Here is a 16,674-nt window from a genome sequence, read left to right as displayed (position 1 = left end):
TCATAGAATTCTAACGGGGAGAAAGAATTCTTACTTTTCTCCCCTCCAAAATCAACCTCTTTTCAGAAAAGAGTTTAATTGCTTCAGGTAAAATTATCCATTCAGCTTCTTCCATAACTCTTCTCTGTAAAGTCTCCGGTGTATCATCATCTTTAACATACACAGGTTTTTGTATTATTATTGGTCCCGAATCATATTCAGCCTCAACAAAATGCACTGTAGCTCCGGTTACCTTTACTCCGTATTCGAGCGCCTTCTGATGAGGTATTATTCCATAATATCCTTTACCGCAAAAAGAAGGTATGAGGGAAGGATGTATATTAATAATTCTGTTCTTATAGGTCTTTAGCATCATCTCTCCCAATTGTGCAAAAAAACCTGCCAGCACTACAAGGTCAATGTTATATTCTGAAAGCTTTTCGACCATAGCTTTATCATATTCTTCCGGAGTTGCAAAGCTCTTTCTTCCTATAAAAACAGCAGGTATACCATGCTTTTTGGCTCTCTCCAAGGCATAGGCGTCTTTTCTGCTGGATATGACAATTTGTATAGAACAGTTCTTTAAATAGCCGGTTTCAATCTTATCTATAATTGATTGTAGATTGCTCCCTCCTCCGGAAACCAACACACCAATTTTCAGCATAAATCCAATCCTGACTCCCCTTTTTTAATTTCACCGATAATATATGCTTGTTCTGAATCCTTATTCAGATAATTTACAATCTCACCAGAAAGCTCAGCATCCACAGCCAGCACCATTCCTATACCCATATTGAATGTATTATACATTTCTCTATCTTTTATATCTCCTGTTTTTTGCAATAACTTAAAAATCGGAAGGACAGGCCAGGAACCTAATTCAACCTCAGCTCTTAAACCTTCGGGTATCATTCTTGGAATGTTTTCAATAAATCCTCCGCCGGTAATATGGGATATTCCTTTTACTTCATATTTTTCAATTAAGTCTAATATGGTTTTAACATAAATTCTGGTAGGCTTCAGTAATTGTTCACCAAGGTTTGAGCCAAGTGAACTTACATATTCATTAAGTTTTTCCTTATTAGGGTTTAGAAGTTTCCTTACCAAAGAATAACCATTGCTGTGGATACCCGAAGATGCAAGGCCAATCAGTTTGTCTCCCTCTTTAATCTTGCTTCCGTCTATTATTTTGCTCTTTTCAACTACACCAACAGCAAAACCGGCAATATCATATTCATCTTCTGAATAAAAGCCCGGCATTTCAGCAGTTTCTCCCCCGATCAGTGCGCATCCTGCCATTATACATCCTTGGGACACACCTTTTACAATTTGTGCTATTTTTTCGGGGTAGTTCTTGCCTACTGCAATATAATCCAAAAAGAACAAAGGTTCAGCACCACTGCATATAATATCATTAACACACATAGCAACACAATCTATCCCTATTGTGTCATGCTTTTCCAGAAGGAAGGCAATTTTAAGTTTTGTACCAACGCCATCGGTTCCTGAAACCAGAACAGGTTCGGTATATTTATTTTTATCAAGTGAGAAAAGACCTCCGAAGCCTCCTATATCAGTCAATACTTCAGGACGGAAAGTTCTTTTTACATGTTCGCGCATCAGTCTTACAGCTTCATAGCCGGCTTCCACATTAACCCCTGCATCCTTATAACTAATCATCAAATCTCCTCCTGTTTCTTGGTACTGTTCCCACATATATTTTTACATGCACTTTGGGATATATCAATAGGATAATCTCCATTGAAGCAGGCAGTACAGAATCCGCATTTTGAACCTATTGGAGATTTAAGCAGTCCTTCAAGGCTCAGGTACCCTATACTGTCTGCGCCTATCATCTTTCTGATTTCTTCTTCAGAATAATTTGAGGCCACCAATTGCTTACTGGATGAAATATCTATACCGTAGTAGCAGGGAAATTTGCAGGGAGGAGAGCTTACTCTCATATGAACTTCTTTAGCCCCTGCATTTTTTAAAAGCTGTACAATTCGCATGGTTGTTGTGCCTCTGACAATTGAATCATCTACCATTACTATACGTTTTCCCTCAATCTCGTCCCGCAAAACATTAAACTTTATTCTTACCCCTATTTCTCTTTGTGCCTGCTCGGGAAGAATAAAAGTTCTTCCAACATACTTGTTTTTCAGGAGTCCCTGTCCGTACGGTATGCCTGATTCTCTTGAAAATCCCAATGCTGCATTGATACCACTGTCAGGAGCTCCTATGACAAGATCTGCATCGGCAGGATGTTCCCTGGCAAGGATTCTTCCGGCTTCTACCCTTGCATGATGGACACTTGCTCCGTCTATATAACTGTCAGGTCTTGCAAAATATACAAATTCAAATATACAAAGGCGGGATTCTTTACTTTCTACAGCCTGGACAGATCTTAGTCCATTCTTGTCAATTATCACTATTTCTCCAGGTTTTACATCCCTTAAAAAGCTTGCTCCTACAGCATCAAGGCCGCTGGATTCAGAGGCAATTACATATGAATTGCCAATAGCTCCTATGCATAAAGGCCTGATGCCCAAAGGATCCCTTAAGCCTATAAGATGCTCGGGTGTTAAAATAGTCATGGCATAGGATCCTTTAATATCCTTCATAACTTTAGTTAAAATATCTTCAATACTGCTGTTGAATACACTGTATCTGGATATAAGATTAGCTACAATTTCTGTATCGCTTGATGTCTGGAACATGGCTCCCTTTTCTTCCAGACTTTCTCTTAGTTCTAAGGAATTAGTAAGACTTCCGTTATGAGCCAGAGCCAGCTGGCCGCTTCTATACTTTATTAACATGGGCTGTGCATTTTCTATGGTATTGCTGCCTTCGTAGGAAGACCTGACATGGCCTATGGCAGATTGACCCTTTAAATGGTTCAGGATAACATCATTAAAAATCTCGGAAATTAATCCTGTATTTTTATGATTAAGTATGGTTCCTGAATCATTTACAGCAATTCCTGAGCTTTCTTCGCCTCTGTGCTGCAAAGCATACATGGCATAAAATGCAAGACGTGCCACATCTAAATTGTCATTACTGTATATCCCGAAAACTCCGCATTCATCTCTGAATTTATCTTTTACAGGATCATAAATCATAGTATCCCTCCAAGCAGCTTTTCCTGTAAAGCCTTGTTTTTTTCTTCAACCTTTCTGGCTAACTGGATTTTATATTCTTTCATTTTTTCTCTAAGTTCACTGTATCCCACCGATAATATCTGGATAGCCAGAAGTGCGGCATTATCCCCTCCGTCTATGGCAACTGTGGCAACAGGAATTCCGCTTGGCATCTGCACTATGGAAAGAAGTGAGTCAAGGCCGTCCATTGTGGAAGATTTAATAGGTACACCTATCACAGGCAGAGGTGTATACGCCGCTAAAACACCTGGCAGATGAGCTGCCTTTCCAGCAGCAGCAATAATAACGTCAAAGCCGTTCTCCTCTGCTGTTTTGGCATATTCTGCCGCTTTATCCGGAGTACGGTGCGCCGAACAAACCAACACCTGAACAAAAACGCCAAATTGCTTCAATAATTTTATACATCCTTCAAGTACGGGAAAATCCGAATCACTTCCCATTACTAATAAAACCTTTGGTTCCTTTTTCATTTTAATGAATATTACCTCCATCTATAATCTAAAAACGGGCTGGCTTGACCAACCCGGCTGCATTTATTTTACTATAACTACAGAGTAATCTTATCAAACCAAGTTATACTTTGTCAATTATGGCTGGAGGGTATCCTGTCAGGGAAGCGCAGGGTGAAGCGCAGGGACGGTTCTTCTGCTTCCAGGAGGGTGAAGCGCAGGGACGGTTCTTCTGCTTCCACGGATACAAGGAAACATATAACTTCCGCCTTTGTTCATCCTGAGTGTCCTAACAACCATTCGGCTGCCACATCCAGCCACTTTTTGCATTAACTTAAAAGGAGCTGTCAGTTTGTTGCCAGCCCCTTTATATTTGTACCTTTCCATCTTATAAAAGTGGAGATTCTTGTTTCATACCCCTTACTGTTTTCTTGCTGCTTTATTATAAAAACCTTAAATAATTGCCAGCAATATAAAATTCAGAATAAAGAGTATTGTAGCTACAGCAAGTATCGGATGGATTTCTTTGGCTTTACCTTTGCATATCTTTATTAAGCAGTAGAAGATAAATCCTGCTGCTATTCCGTAAGAAATGCTGTATACAAGAGCCATAAACACACCTGCAAAGAAACCAATGGTTGCTTCTTCAAAATCTTCCCACTTAATTTCTTTGAAAGCTGTCATCATCATAATACCTACTGCTATTAAAGCAGGTGCAGTTGCAGCTGCCGGAACAAGCCCTGCAATAGGTGCAAGGAATATACATGCTATGAACAATACTGCTGTGGTAACACTTGTAAGACCTGTACGTCCGCCAGCACTTATACCTGCTGCACTCTCAACATAAGTTGTAGTATTGGAAGTTCCGAATATAGCACCAATTGAAGTTGCTATTGCATCTGCAAACAAAGCTTTGTCCATTTTGGATTTGAAGCCTGAACTGGACTCCATTGCCTTTTCATCTTCTTCACTGAAAATGCCGGTTTTACGTCCTGTTCCAATAAAAGTACCAATGGTATCAAAAGTATCGGATAAGCTGAAAGCAAAAATAGTTAATAATACGAGTGGTAATTTAGATGCATCACTAAACAGTGAGCCTATTCCTTCCTTGCTGAAAACTGCCCCGAAAGTTATTCCAAGCTCAGAAAATACTGATCCGATATTAGCAGTAGTACCTGCAGCTGAAATATCAACAACTCCCATAGGGATACCAATAATAGTTGTTGCAATAATTCCTATTAAAATTGCTCCTTTTACTTTAAATACCAGTAAAACTATGGTTATAATTAGTCCGATCAAAGCCAGAAGAACTTCTGGAGTATTAAAGGCCACCAGAGCAGGAACTGCACTTGAATCAGCGATTACTGTACCGCCCTCTAAAATAATGTTTTTGCCTGGATCAGAAGTAAAATTGAGGAATCCTGCGCTCTTAATTCCAATATAACCTATAAATATTCCAATACCTCCACCGATTGCATTTTGCAAGCTGACAGGAATTGACTTGATTATTGATTTACGAATTTTTGTAACTGTAATAAGTATATTTACCACACCACAAATAAATACCATAGCCAGTGCCTGCTGCCAGGTAAAACCAAGGCCAAAGCATACTGTATAGGTAAAGAAAGCATTTAAACCCATACCAGGTGCTTGTGCATAAGGTACATTTGCAAACAGGCCCATAACAAGTGTTCCTACTGTAGCTGCAATTATTGTTGCAAGAAATACTCCGCCCCATGGCATGCCCGGAACTTGCGACAACATTGCAGGGTTAACAAAGATAATGTAAGCCATGGTGAAAAATGTTGTAAGACCTGCAATAATTTCTGTTGATACATTTGTACCATTTTCCTTAAGCTTAAAGAAACTCTCCATTATTTTAACCTCCATTTAATATTTTTTAGCAGATTACTCACTTTTACTTGAAATGTAAAAGTTTTCACCGGCTTTGACCACCTTTACCGTAGTAATTTCCATCTTATCCATCAGTGGATTGAAAACCTCTACCAAATATTTTCCATGAAAAACAGTCTTGTAAAATGTAAAAAACGATTGGGTTTCCACCAATCGCTAATTATCCCTGTAATTTTAAAGGTACTTGAGTGTATTTTGCCTTAATAACTCTCATACCGCAGAATACATACAGGCATAACCAATAGTCGAACAATTTACGGTTGTTCGGTAGAAACTTCCGGCCCATATTGCCAAAATTATATTGGTAACTATTAAATTTTTCGTTCATATTTTAACATTTATCCATATCAATATCAAGATGCCTTTAAAAAAATATCGTTTTTGGGAAACACAATACTTTTGGGGACTGCGATGCTGTTTATCATGGGTGTAATCGCAGCGGAAACCATATCAACAATCAGAGGCGTCAATCATGATCCCGTTGATTTATACCGCCTCAGCCCAAAGCGGAAGAAGGCATAGCTTGGTATTAAAAACAGCAGGCCGATTAATGGAGTAAACATGAATATTATGCTTTGTTCCCTATCTATCAAATACAGAAGCGGATAATACTGAAATAGTGCCAAAGGAATTATATAAGTAAGAAACATAAGGATTTTTTCCCCATATATTGAAAACGGATAACGCCCAAACTCCCGGCCGCCGTCTATAAAGATATTCATAAATTCCAGGCCCTCGGTTGTAAAGAACGAGAACGCCGCATATATGAGAAACAGCCCGAAAAAAATCAAGCTGCCGCAGCTAACCATTAAGAAAAGCGTTAAAATTTTATCCCAGGTCCATATAATTCCACTATTCGGAATTGCATAGCAGAATACAAGGATAGCCTGAAATAACCTGCCAAACCGTGTGAGATCCAACTTTGACACAAGGATCTGAAATATGTAGGTTCATCCAAAAATAAAATTTTGGGGTTATGCAGGAGTGATGCAGCAATTTCACAACGCATACGCTGTCCCAGACTTAGGCTCCGAGCCGGTATCTTAAGCAACTCACTTAAGTCAAGAAGCATAGTTAATTCATCAAGACTTTTTTTATAAGTTTTTTCATCAGATCTATATATATCGCGTATTAGTTCAAAGCTGTCGATAACGGGAACATCCCACCAAAGCTGACTGCGTTGGCCGAAAACAACACCGATTTCCCGGACATGGGCAATGCGATCCCGCCAGGGGACGCGCCCATTAATATTGCACACGCCGCTATCCGGTGTTAAGATTCCACACATAATTTTGATAGTAGTACTTTTCCCCGCACCATTGGGACCAATATATCCAACCATTTCTCCGTCATTTATTGTAAAGCTGACATCATTTAAGGCATGAACAAGCTCATATTCACGCGAAAATAAAGCCTTTACCGCTCGTCCGAACCCTGCTCGCCGTCTGGCCACCCGGAAAGTCTTATTGATGTTGGAGAGTGTAATCATAAATCTTCCAGATTTTCACACTGTATTCCTTAGCCTCTACCTGTTTTTAGTATTGGCACCTGATTAATTCAGCAGCCTGTTTTTCTGTTTCAAATACTGTATGATAAATATATTTACGGATAATGATATATCTCCTTAGCACTTGAAAACCCTGTTACTCTAGATGACCTTCCTTACTCCCACTCAATTGTTGCAGGCGGCTTGCTTGTTACATCATATACCACCCTGTTGACCTGTCCCACTTCCTTAACTATGCGTCTTGAAACATTGTCCAGTACGTCGTAGGGTATTCTAGCCCACTCTGCAGTCATAAAATCCTTGGTTATTACAGCCCGTAGAGCTACGGTATACTCATAGGTTCTGGATTCATCCCTCACCCCTGTGCTTTTCATACCGGTCAATATGGCAAAGTACTGGCTGTACTCTTTATCAAGCCCCACCCGGGCAATTTCCTCTCTGAAAATATAGTCTGCATCTCTAAGTATATCAAGCTTTTCCTTATTCACTTCTCCAATCACTCTGACAGCAAGGCCGGGGCCCGGGAAAGGCTGACGCCATACTAATTCTTCAGGCAGTCCGAGTACCAATCCTGCTTTACGTACTTCATCCTTAAATAGTAGTCTTAAAGGCTCCAATATTTCTTTAAATTCAATATTTTCCGGCAATCCACCCACGTTATGGTGACTTTTAACCATTTTCCCTTCTGCATCGGCACTCTCCAGGACATCAGGATATATTGTACCCTGTACAAGAAAATCTACCGCCCCGATCTTTTTTGCCTCCTCTTCAAAAACTCTTATGAATTCCTCACCTATTATTTTTCTCTTCTTTTCCGGATCAGTAACGCCGGCAAGCTTTGCAAGAAACCTGTCCTGAGCATCAATCCTGATAATATTCAAATCAAATTTTTCCCTGAATATCCTTTCTACCTGATCTGCCTCGTTTTTCCTGAGAAGTCCGTGATCAACAAAGATACAGGTAAGGTTTTTCCCAATGGCTTTATGTACCATGACTGCCGACACCGATGAATCCACGCCTCCGGATAGTGCGCATAAAACCTTTTTGCCTTCTGCCTTTTCTTTAATCTTTTTAACAGACTCTTCAACAAAGGAGGACATTTCCCAGTCGCCGGTGCAATTGCATTTATTGAACAGAAAATCCTTTATTATTTCCCTTCCTTCCTGTATATCAAAGGTATCTTTATTAAGTCTTGCATCATCTAATACAGGTATATTAAGGGCAAGAACTTTTTTCTTCTGTTCAGTGGCTTTTTCTCCAAGTTCTGACTCCGGAGGACATGCCAATACTAAACCTTTAGGCTCCTGCGACAGTATTTTTTCCACCGGTGTACTGTATGGCAGTATTTCACAATAAACATTAGCTTCACGTATTCTTCTTCCTAATAATTGTGAATAATTTACTCCAAAATTTAAAACTATTATTTTTTCATTCTTCAATAGTAACTCTACCTCCATTCAGATAATTAAATTTTTTACCTTGAAATCTCATTTCTTTTTTCATTTTTTCTTCAATTAAATCAACTATTCTCCACCAGCTCAGTCCCCAGTTGCAGAAAAGAGTTCTGTCAGCAGGCGCACGTCCAACCAATCTTTGAATAACAATGCCAGGATCAAGATATTCCATAAATAGTATAATTCTTTCCAGATACTCCTCAAGGGTAACCGGCTGTATTTCACCTGTTTTATACATTTCTCCCATTGGAGTCCCTTCAAGAATATACATGGAATGGCATTTAACCTGATCCACCCCCAGGGCTGAAAGTATTTTTGCACCTTCTATTACATCATCCATATCATCCATGGGTAAATCGATAATATAATGGGCACATACACCCAAATTATGTTTCTTTATCCGAATTGCCGCATCTATGAACTCAGCAAGCCCATGCTTCCTGTTGAGTTTTTCCAGAGTATGGTAATTGACTGTTTGGAGTCCTATTTCAAGAACTATATCAATGCCCTTGTCTCCGGATAACTCCTCAAGGAACTCAATATAGGTTTCATTAACACAATCAGGCCTGGTAGATATGTATATGGCTGCTATTCCTTCTATACATGCTTCCATTATATATTTTTTAAATTGTTGGTAGGGAAGATATGTATTGGAGTAATTCTGAAAGTACGCAATATACTTTCCGCTCCCATATCTTTTACCTATATATTCAGAATTAATTTCAAGCTGCCTGGTTACACTTAGGTTGCAAGACAGGTTTTCAAACCCTGCTCCTTCTTCTCCGCAAAAAATACATCCACCTCTTCCCAGCTTTCCATCCCTGTTGGGACAGGAAACCGGAATATTCACCGGCAGCTTGTACACCTTTGCTCCATATCTATTTTTTAAAAAGTCAGAAAACTTATAGTACAGTCTCATCATAATCTAATTCACTATATATTTTTTCATTAACTTTAACCTGATAATACTAATAATATTATCATAATTGTGAAGCAGATGTTTCACTTTTTTTACAACTCTGTATCAAATATTGTTACCAGGCCATACTTCTGTTATCATATTTCTTAAGCAATACTGAATTACTTACATAATACTTATAATACTTATGCTTAATACTAACAAACTCGCTTCGTTAAATATACTAAAACTGCTGCAATATGCCACCGAACGGGGTTGTTATTTTTATTTTTAACAATATTTATTTTACAGGATAATAAAGTTTAGAAAAATGAGAAATATTTTTGGGTTTAGAAAGGTATCGTATAAAAATAATATCAATAACTTTAAAATCATGAATGGCAGAAGGTTCAAAAATGCAATTAAGTATACCCTTCTTACTGTTTTTTCACTTACTCTGCTTCTGACATCTTCCATAGTTTATTCCTCAGGGAAACCAACCATGATTGGCCAGGGAGAAATCTACATTTACGATGAGATAGTTCTTATGCCCTATATGATTATTAATCTCGAAATATCCGAAAAAGATGGCATGTTATATATACGGGATAAGGAAAACACCTTTACTGCAAATATAATTCAAGATAGACTAGATAGCACCTTAAGCAAAAGCATAAAAGATTATTATGGAAATAAGCTTACTACAGAAGATGACATATTCAATAAATTTATAGATTTAAAAAATAATCTTTTCACCTCTATGAAGGAATATTACAACATAGGATTTTTATATGGAGAAAGGGACACCGGCTGCGATTTAGCCATGAAAGTTTTTGCCGAATATAAAGAGAAAGTCTTTGGTCAGAATGGGAATATTAAACTGTATAATACACTACGGTCAAACAAAACTCAGGAATGGGAAGAAACACATATTGACATCACCATTCCCGCTCCCTCAAATAAAACCATATATTCAGTTAATTTTACTTTAAGTAAAGGCAACCTTAATATGAAAACTCTTACAAATATGTCAGACTTATTATGCTCTTTATATATACGTGGACTTTCCCCTCAGAAAAAACCCTTAACGGTTTTTAAAGATATAAATGCCGTAAGTCTTGCCAATACTGGTATATACCCAAATACTTTCGGAACAGAGGTACCCCTTAACACTCTGAAAAATGAACAAGCAGGATATTCCATTAGTTACCCTTCATGGTTTATGCCATACATGAAAAATGCAATTATAGATTTATATGATTACAGAAGTTTTAAAATGGGCAGTAACCACTATTTTTCCATAACAGTCCGTAATGCAATTGAAAATTACTCTTCCGGGGAGGAAATAATAGATTCCATTCAAAAGTTATATGGCGATAAAATAAGAATAATAGAAAAAGGCAGAGCGGAAATATCTGATAACAAATATTTTTATTTCAGGTACGAACTGGATACAAAAGATGGTGTCTTTTATGTACACGATTACTATACGGTTAGAGGCAACCGCACATTTATTCTTGAATTAAAAAGTAAATACATAAAACCCTCTGACCAAATAAAGGATGAATTTATTAAAGTAATTTCATCCCTGAAAATTACACCTGGAGATTTTGTAAAAGCTGATGTAAGCACCAACCTGTCCAAATATATTAATATGGAAGGTAAATATTATATTTCATATCCTGAAAGCTGGAGCATCTCCAGGGATTTTTCAGAAAGAATTCTTAAAGACGGTGATAACGAAGAAGTTTTAACACTGGAAAATCCCTTGTCTTCAGGACCTTTAAGCATAATAATCGCAGAAGGAGATTTTACTTCGGATATTGATAAATTCCAGGTTCTTCAGTACCTGGCGGGAATAAGGCAGGTGGGTAAAAGTGAAAATGTAATTAATTACAAATCACCTTACCAGAACATGCCAAGTGAATTATTATCAAGCTATTATTATACTAAAGATGAAACGATTTATTTAATAAAACTGGTAAATTATCTTGATGTTTCCTCCAATCGTAATAAACTATGCTATGCAGTAGATTTAGTCAGAGAGGGTAAAATATATTCATTATTTGTTATAGCAAGCGATTATGTGTCTTACGAAGGCAAACTGGAAGATAAGGTAATGAGCGCTCTGGTGAACCTGACTGCCAATTCTCTTCTGGAAAGTGATATAAAGAATTATTCCCTGATGCTTAAAGAAGAGTGTCAGAAACTTCTTGAACGGCTTTTTAACACCAAGGTGGAAGTAAGCCTCCCTTCGGAAGAATACCTGGAGGGTCCGAATCCTTCCAACAGCAGTGATACAAAGTATTATACAATTATTAATGCCAGATTTGAAAATATCACAGCTTATTTTGGAATTGAAGTCAACTTGTTGAATGGTAATATAAAAATAACTTCTATTCACCCAAAAGATCAGATTATTGAAAACATTAAGAAAATCTATTCAGATAATGGAACCTATGATTTATTAAATTATTATATCAGCGATTCAAATCAATTTGAAATATTGGTATTTCTGACTTCAAAACTAGACGGCTCTTTTAAAATAGTCAAAGTAAAACTAAAATATAATTTTTCAGAAAAAAACGTGGACCTTATCAATCTGTGGTCTATGAGGGTGTGACAGAAAGCAGAGGGACGGTTCTTCTGCTTCCGTTTTGCCGGAAGCAGAAGAACCGTCCCTCTGAATCTTCTACTCCTTGAAACTTGACAGGTAGGCATTTATAAAACCATCAATTTCTCCATCCATTACCGCATTTATGTTACCTTCTTCGTAATTGGTTCGATGGTCCTTCACAAGTGTATATGGGCAGAATACATATGATCTTATCTGGCTGCCCCAGGCAATGTCCATTTGAATTCCTTTAAGATCTTCAATTTTTTCTTTTTGTTCTCTTTCTTTAAGTTCATACAACTTGCTTTTCAACATCTTCATTGCAGTTTCCCTGTTTTGATGCTGGGATCTTTCAGTCTGACAAGACACCACTATACCAGTTGGTATATGAGTTATCCTGACGGCAGAGTCAGTCTTGTTTACATGCTGACCTCCTGCACCGCTTGAGCGGTAAGTATCAATACGCAAATCGTCAGGATTTATCTCAACTTCTATAGTTTCATCAAGCTCCGGCATTACATCAAGGGATGCAAAAGAAGTATGCCTCCTTCCCGATGCGTCAAAGGGTGATATTCTTACCAGCCTGTGGACCCCTTTCTCGCTTTTAAGATATCCATAGGCATTCTCCCCTATAACATGAATTGTTACACTTTTTATTCCAGCCTCCTCGCCAGGAAGAATATCCAGGGTTTTTACGGTATAATTTTTAGACTCTGCCCAACGAGTATACATCCTAAGGAGCATTTGAACCCAGTCACAGGCTTCAGTGCCTCCTGCCCCTGCATGAAGGGTCAATATGGCATTATTTTTATCATATTGCCCATTCAGGAGAGTTTCCAACTTTAAATCTTCAATATTCTTTTTTAACTTTGCAAGAGCATCTCCTACTTCAGCTATCATAGAAGAATCCTGCTCTTCTATCCCCAATTCATTCAATACCTTCAAATCTTCCCATTCAGTTACAAGCTTCTGATATCTCTCAACTTTGGTTTTCAGGTTTTTCATTTTTTGCAGAATTTTCTGTGAATTTTCAATATCATTCCAAAAGTCGGGCTCTCCTGCTTTATGTTCGAGCTCTTCAATCTGTTTTTCCAGTTTTGGGATGTCAAAGAGAATCCCTCAATTTGTATATATCATCTTTCAACCCTTCAATTTCCAATCTGAATTGCTCAAGTTCCAGCATATTATCATCTCCCAATTAAAACAAGTATCACATATTGATGTATGAGATATTATATAATAATTTAATTCCATGTGCCAGTTAATATTATTTACGTTCTTCTTTTAACCTTCCTACAAAATTCTGTATTCTCTTCATAGCCTCAAAAATATTTTCTATGGAATATGCGTAACAAGCCCTTATATACCCTTCTCCCGAATCTCCGAAAGCATTGCCCGGAATTACTGCAACTTTCTCCTCTTTCAGCAATCTTTCTGCAAACTCATTGGAGGTTAAACCTGTTGAAGTAATACATGGGAATACATAAAAAGCACCCAAAGGTTCAAAGCACTCCAAACCTGCTTTTCTAAAGCCGTCTACCATTACCCGTCTTCTTCTGTTGTATTCCCTTACCATATAATCCACATCGCCATCACTGCCCCGGAGAGCTTCTATGGCTGCATATTGGGCAGTTGTTGGTGAGCACATTATGGCATACTGGTGTACTTTATACATGGCTGCTATAAGATCAGGATGACCGCAGGCATATCCAAGCCTCCATCCAGTCATGGCAAAAGCTTTTGAGAAACCATTGATTAAGAGAGTTTTCTCTTTCATCTCAGGAAAGTTTGCAATTGAAACATGCCTTCCTTCATATGTCAACTCAGAATATATTTCATCAGAAAGTACTATAATATCCCTGTTTTTTAGCACTTCCACTATTTTTGCAAGATCATCCCTGTTCATTATTGCACCTGTAGGGTTATTGGGAAATGGTAATATAAGTACCTTAGTTCTGCTCGTAATGGCATTTTCCAGAAGCTCTGGAGTCAGTTTAAAATTATCTTCCATCCTAAGATTAACAATTACCGGTGTTGCTCCTGTAAACATGGTACAAGGCTTATATGCAACAAAGCTGGGCTCCGGAATAATGACTTCGTCTCCGGCACCTACAAGGGATCTTAAAGCTATGTCAATAGCTTCACTTCCTCCTACAGTAACAATTATCTGATCCTTTGGACTGTAGCTTACATTATATTTTCTTTCCACATATTTTGATATTTCTTCTCTAAGCTCTTTAAATCCTGCATTAGGAGAATAGTGGGTACGACCTTTCTCAAGAGAATATATCCCTGCTTCCCTTATGCTCCAGGGAGTTATGAAGTCTGGTTCCCCAATGCTTAAAGATATTGCATCTTTCATTTCATTTACAAGATCAAAAAACTTTCTTATTCCAGATGGAGGGATATTTCTTACTGCAGGAGAAATCATTTTTGCTATATTCATAATACAACAGCCTCCCTTTGATCCCTCTCTCCTTCCTCGAAAATAATATTGTTCTCTTTGTATTTCTTTAATACAAAATGAGTGGAGGTACTTAATACAGATTCAATAGTAGCTAGTTTTTCAGCTACAAATAGAGCCACTTCTTTCATGTTTTTGCCTTCTATGACAACAGTTAGGTCAAACCCTCCAGACATTAGATAGCAGGACTTTACCTGGGGATACCTGTATATTCTTTCTGCTATTTTATCAAAGCCTTCTCCTCTCTGGGGAGTTACCTTTACTTCAATTAATGCGGTAACTGTTTCCTTATTGGTTTTTTCCCAGTTAATTAAAGTATTGTACCCTAATATAACATTTTCCTCTTCCATCTTTTTTATTGCTTCTTTTACCTCTTCCACACTCTTTCCAAGCATAAGAGCAATTTGTTCAGGGGTAAGCTTATTATTCTTTTCTATAATTTCCAAAATTTCTTCCACGATTGAACGACCTCCTTATACTTTTATTTCCATAAAACTTTATTTAGTAAAACTATAGAATTCGGAAAACTTACCTTTTTTGGTAATTTCCAAGCAGCATTGGAAAGATGCTGTGAGAAAATCTTTTTATAAAAAATAAAAACTTCTTCGCCCAAATTTAAATTTAAGGGACGAAGAAGTAATCCGCGGTACCACCCTACTTAGCACAAAAAACTTGTAATGTGCTCAGCTTTATTACCTATTTAACGCCAGGTAAACGTCTTCCTCTAATGTGAGAGCTAAACTCTCATTTCTCAAGGAGAAGCTCATAGGCTGCCTTCATTGCGTACCTTTTCCGGACTTTCACCATCCTCCGGCTCGCTGGGAAAGGTAGCTGCAATTACTCTTCCTCTTCATCGCTTTTATATTTATTATTAAAATTTCATTATAGTATTATCAATATTTTGTATCATTATATATCTGGTATCAATAATTATCCGGCTTTACTAAATACAATATTCTCATTAACCAGCCAATAGCATATATAATAACATATATATTATATAAATATTTTTAAAAATGGGTACAAAATATTTAGAATAAATTATACAAAAATACAATAACTATTTCAACTGGTATTTTCTTAATCCCGGATCACATCTTTATCAGTTTTCCGCCAAGAATTACATCTCGTACATTAAAATCCTCATCAATAAAGATAATGTCAGCTGCTTTTCCCTCTTCGAGAGAACCATATTTATCGAATATACCAACAGCTTTTGCAGGATTTTCTGAAGCCATTTTGAAAATATCCTCTATCCCGGCACTGGTAAATTTTTTCATATTCCTGCAGGCTACATTCATAGTAAGCCTGCTTCCATACAGTTTTCCGTCAATTATATTAACATCAGAACCCTGAGTATCTCCTCCTGTGCAGCAGTCAGTAATAATTATTATTTTTTCTGCTCCCTTTAATTTATATATAAGTTTGATATTCCAGGGCCTGATATGAGCTCCTGGTGAATCAGCGATCACTTCAGCATACATGTCATCAGAAACAAGCACATATTCGTCAGAACCAGGCTCCCTGGTTCCCTTTATAGGATTAAAAGGCCTGCCGGTGGCGCACATAATATGGGTCCCTATATTAAGCCCATAAGAACGGTAATATTCTATTGTGGAAACAGAAGCATCCGAGTAGCATATACCTAATGCTATTCCCCTTTGCTGGCATTCTCTGGCAAATTCTTCTGTCCCCTCCTGTTCCGGATCAAAGGTCCAGTATTTAATTATATCCTTACCTCTGTCCATCCAGTCAAGGTACTGACAGGGGTCTACAGGATATTCCTTGCCTCCCTCAGTTCCGTACCGGGGATTCAGGTAAGGCCCCTCCATGTGTATTCCTCTTATATTTCCGGGATTATTATTCTCAATTGCATCCTTTACACGGTCAATTGCCTTTTGGATTCCATCTTTCACAGCATTTCTCCAAAAGGAGCACAATAAGGAAGTAGTACCTCCTTTTAAATGATAGAGCCCTACACCTGCAGGATTTTCATAAGACCACCATTCACCTCCTCCATGGCAATGTATGTCTACAAATCCTGGTCCTGCTATGAGTCCTTTAGCATCATATACAGGAGCCTGAGATGGCGGAGCATTTTTCTCTTCTCCTGCATATACTATCCTGCCGTTTTCTGTAATGATGGTTCCATTCTCTATGATACAGCCTGGTTTAACCACACGGGCATTTATTATTTTCATACTAACTCCTTCCAAAATCATCATTAAAATTAA

14 protein-coding genes, 1 pseudogene, 1 riboswitch and 1 other annotated feature are annotated in these 16,674 nt (G+C 37.8%); of the genes and pseudogenes, 2 read left to right on the top strand and 13 right to left on the bottom strand.

What is annotated here, in order from left to right; genetic code table 11:
* Positions 1–10: 10 nt before the first annotated feature.
* From GXX20_09480 to purE, 4 genes are read right to left on the bottom strand one after another with little or no spacing between them, the layout of a single operon-like run.
* Complete coding sequence (locus tag GXX20_09480) at positions 11–643, bottom strand: phosphoribosylglycinamide formyltransferase (GenBank protein ID HHW31884.1); 633 nt, start codon at positions 641–643, stop codon at positions 11–13.
* Positions 637–1,659: a phosphoribosylformylglycinamidine cyclo-ligase gene (locus GXX20_09475; GenBank protein ID HHW31883.1), complete on the bottom strand. Its 1,023-nt coding sequence runs from the start codon at positions 1,657–1,659 to the stop codon at positions 637–639. The genes GXX20_09480 and GXX20_09475 overlap by 7 nt, the downstream gene beginning before the upstream one ends.
* Positions 1,659–3,101: an amidophosphoribosyltransferase gene (locus GXX20_09470; GenBank protein HHW31882.1), complete on the bottom strand. Its 1,443-nt coding sequence runs from the start codon at positions 3,099–3,101 to the stop codon at positions 1,659–1,661. The genes GXX20_09475 and GXX20_09470 overlap by 1 nt, the downstream gene beginning before the upstream one ends.
* Positions 3,098–3,610, bottom strand: coding sequence for a 5-(carboxyamino)imidazole ribonucleotide mutase (gene purE, locus GXX20_09465; protein ID HHW31881.1), 513 nt, complete (start codon positions 3,608–3,610; stop codon positions 3,098–3,100). Before purE ends, GXX20_09470 begins: the two co-directional genes overlap by 4 nt.
* 153 nt (positions 3,611–3,763) lie before the next feature.
* On the opposite strand from purE, the gene GXX20_09460 reads away from it, so the two are divergent.
* Complete coding sequence (locus GXX20_09460) at positions 3,764–3,922, top strand: hypothetical protein (GenBank protein ID HHW31880.1); 159 nt, start codon at positions 3,764–3,766, stop codon at positions 3,920–3,922.
* Between the two features lie 120 nt (positions 3,923–4,042).
* Here the strand turns inward: GXX20_09460 and GXX20_09455 are convergent, their stop codons facing one another.
* The 5 genes and pseudogenes from GXX20_09455 to GXX20_09435 form a co-directional block, all read right to left on the bottom strand.
* Positions 4,043–5,464, bottom strand: coding sequence for an NCS2 family permease (locus GXX20_09455; protein ID HHW31879.1), 1,422 nt, complete (start codon positions 5,462–5,464; stop codon positions 4,043–4,045).
* 261 nt (positions 5,465–5,725) lie between these two features.
* A riboswitch (purine riboswitch) is annotated at positions 5,726–5,827 on the bottom strand.
* Between the two features lie 146 nt (positions 5,828–5,973).
* Positions 5,974–6,447 (bottom strand): hypothetical protein, encoded by a 474-nt coding sequence (locus GXX20_09450; GenBank protein HHW31878.1) that lies wholly within the window; start codon positions 6,445–6,447, stop codon positions 5,974–5,976.
* A pseudogene (locus GXX20_09445) lies at positions 6,447–6,992 on the bottom strand (ATP-binding cassette domain-containing protein). The gene GXX20_09450 and the pseudogene GXX20_09445 overlap by 1 nt, the downstream one beginning before the upstream one ends.
* A 173-nt stretch (positions 6,993–7,165) precedes the next feature.
* Positions 7,166–8,449 carry a glutamine-hydrolyzing GMP synthase gene (guaA, locus tag GXX20_09440; GenBank protein HHW31877.1) on the bottom strand — a complete coding sequence of 428 codons (1,284 nt, stop codon included), beginning with the start codon at positions 8,447–8,449 and terminating at the stop codon, positions 7,166–7,168.
* Positions 8,439–9,383 carry a TIGR01212 family radical SAM protein gene (locus tag GXX20_09435; protein ID HHW31876.1) on the bottom strand — a complete coding sequence of 315 codons (945 nt, stop codon included), beginning with the start codon at positions 9,381–9,383 and terminating at the stop codon, positions 8,439–8,441. Before GXX20_09435 ends, guaA begins: the two co-directional genes overlap by 11 nt.
* Positions 9,384–9,693: 310 nt before the next feature.
* Between GXX20_09435 and GXX20_09430 the strand changes: the two genes are divergently transcribed.
* Entirely contained in the window at positions 9,694–11,985 is a 2,292-nt protein-coding gene (locus GXX20_09430) for a hypothetical protein (protein ID HHW31875.1), read from the top strand.
* A 69-nt stretch (positions 11,986–12,054) separates the two neighbouring features.
* Here the strand turns inward: GXX20_09430 and GXX20_09425 are convergent.
* From GXX20_09425 to GXX20_09410, 4 genes are all read right to left on the bottom strand, one after another.
* Positions 12,055–13,159, bottom strand: a protein-coding gene (locus tag GXX20_09425) for a peptide chain release factor 2 (GenBank protein ID HHW31874.1) whose coding sequence is annotated in 2 segments (ribosomal slippage) — positions 12,055–13,083 and positions 13,085–13,159 — 1,104 coding nt in all. Because the reading frame shifts where the segments join, the coding sequence is not laid out codon by codon here.
* Positions 13,160–13,243: 84 nt separating this feature from the next.
* Positions 13,244–14,422 (bottom strand): aminotransferase class I/II-fold pyridoxal phosphate-dependent enzyme, encoded by a 1,179-nt coding sequence (locus tag GXX20_09420; protein HHW31873.1) that lies wholly within the window; start codon positions 14,420–14,422, stop codon positions 13,244–13,246.
* Entirely contained in the window at positions 14,419–14,898 is a 480-nt protein-coding gene (locus tag GXX20_09415) for an Lrp/AsnC family transcriptional regulator (protein ID HHW31872.1), read from the bottom strand. Before GXX20_09415 ends, GXX20_09420 begins: the two co-directional genes overlap by 4 nt.
* Before the next feature lie 163 nt (positions 14,899–15,061).
* Positions 15,062–15,303: a binding site (T-box leader), on the bottom strand.
* 228 nt (positions 15,304–15,531) lie between these two features.
* The gene (locus GXX20_09410; GenBank protein ID HHW31871.1) at positions 15,532–16,641 is read right to left on the bottom strand and encodes an amidohydrolase family protein; all 1,110 of its coding nucleotides are present in this window, start codon (positions 16,639–16,641) and stop codon (positions 15,532–15,534) included.
* Positions 16,642–16,674 lie beyond the last annotated feature (33 nt).

The organism is Clostridiaceae bacterium, from assembly GCA_012840395.1.
Classification (GTDB): domain Bacteria; phylum Bacillota; class Clostridia; order Acetivibrionales; family DULL01; genus DULL01.
This window is presented reverse-complemented; position numbering and strand designations above follow the sequence as displayed.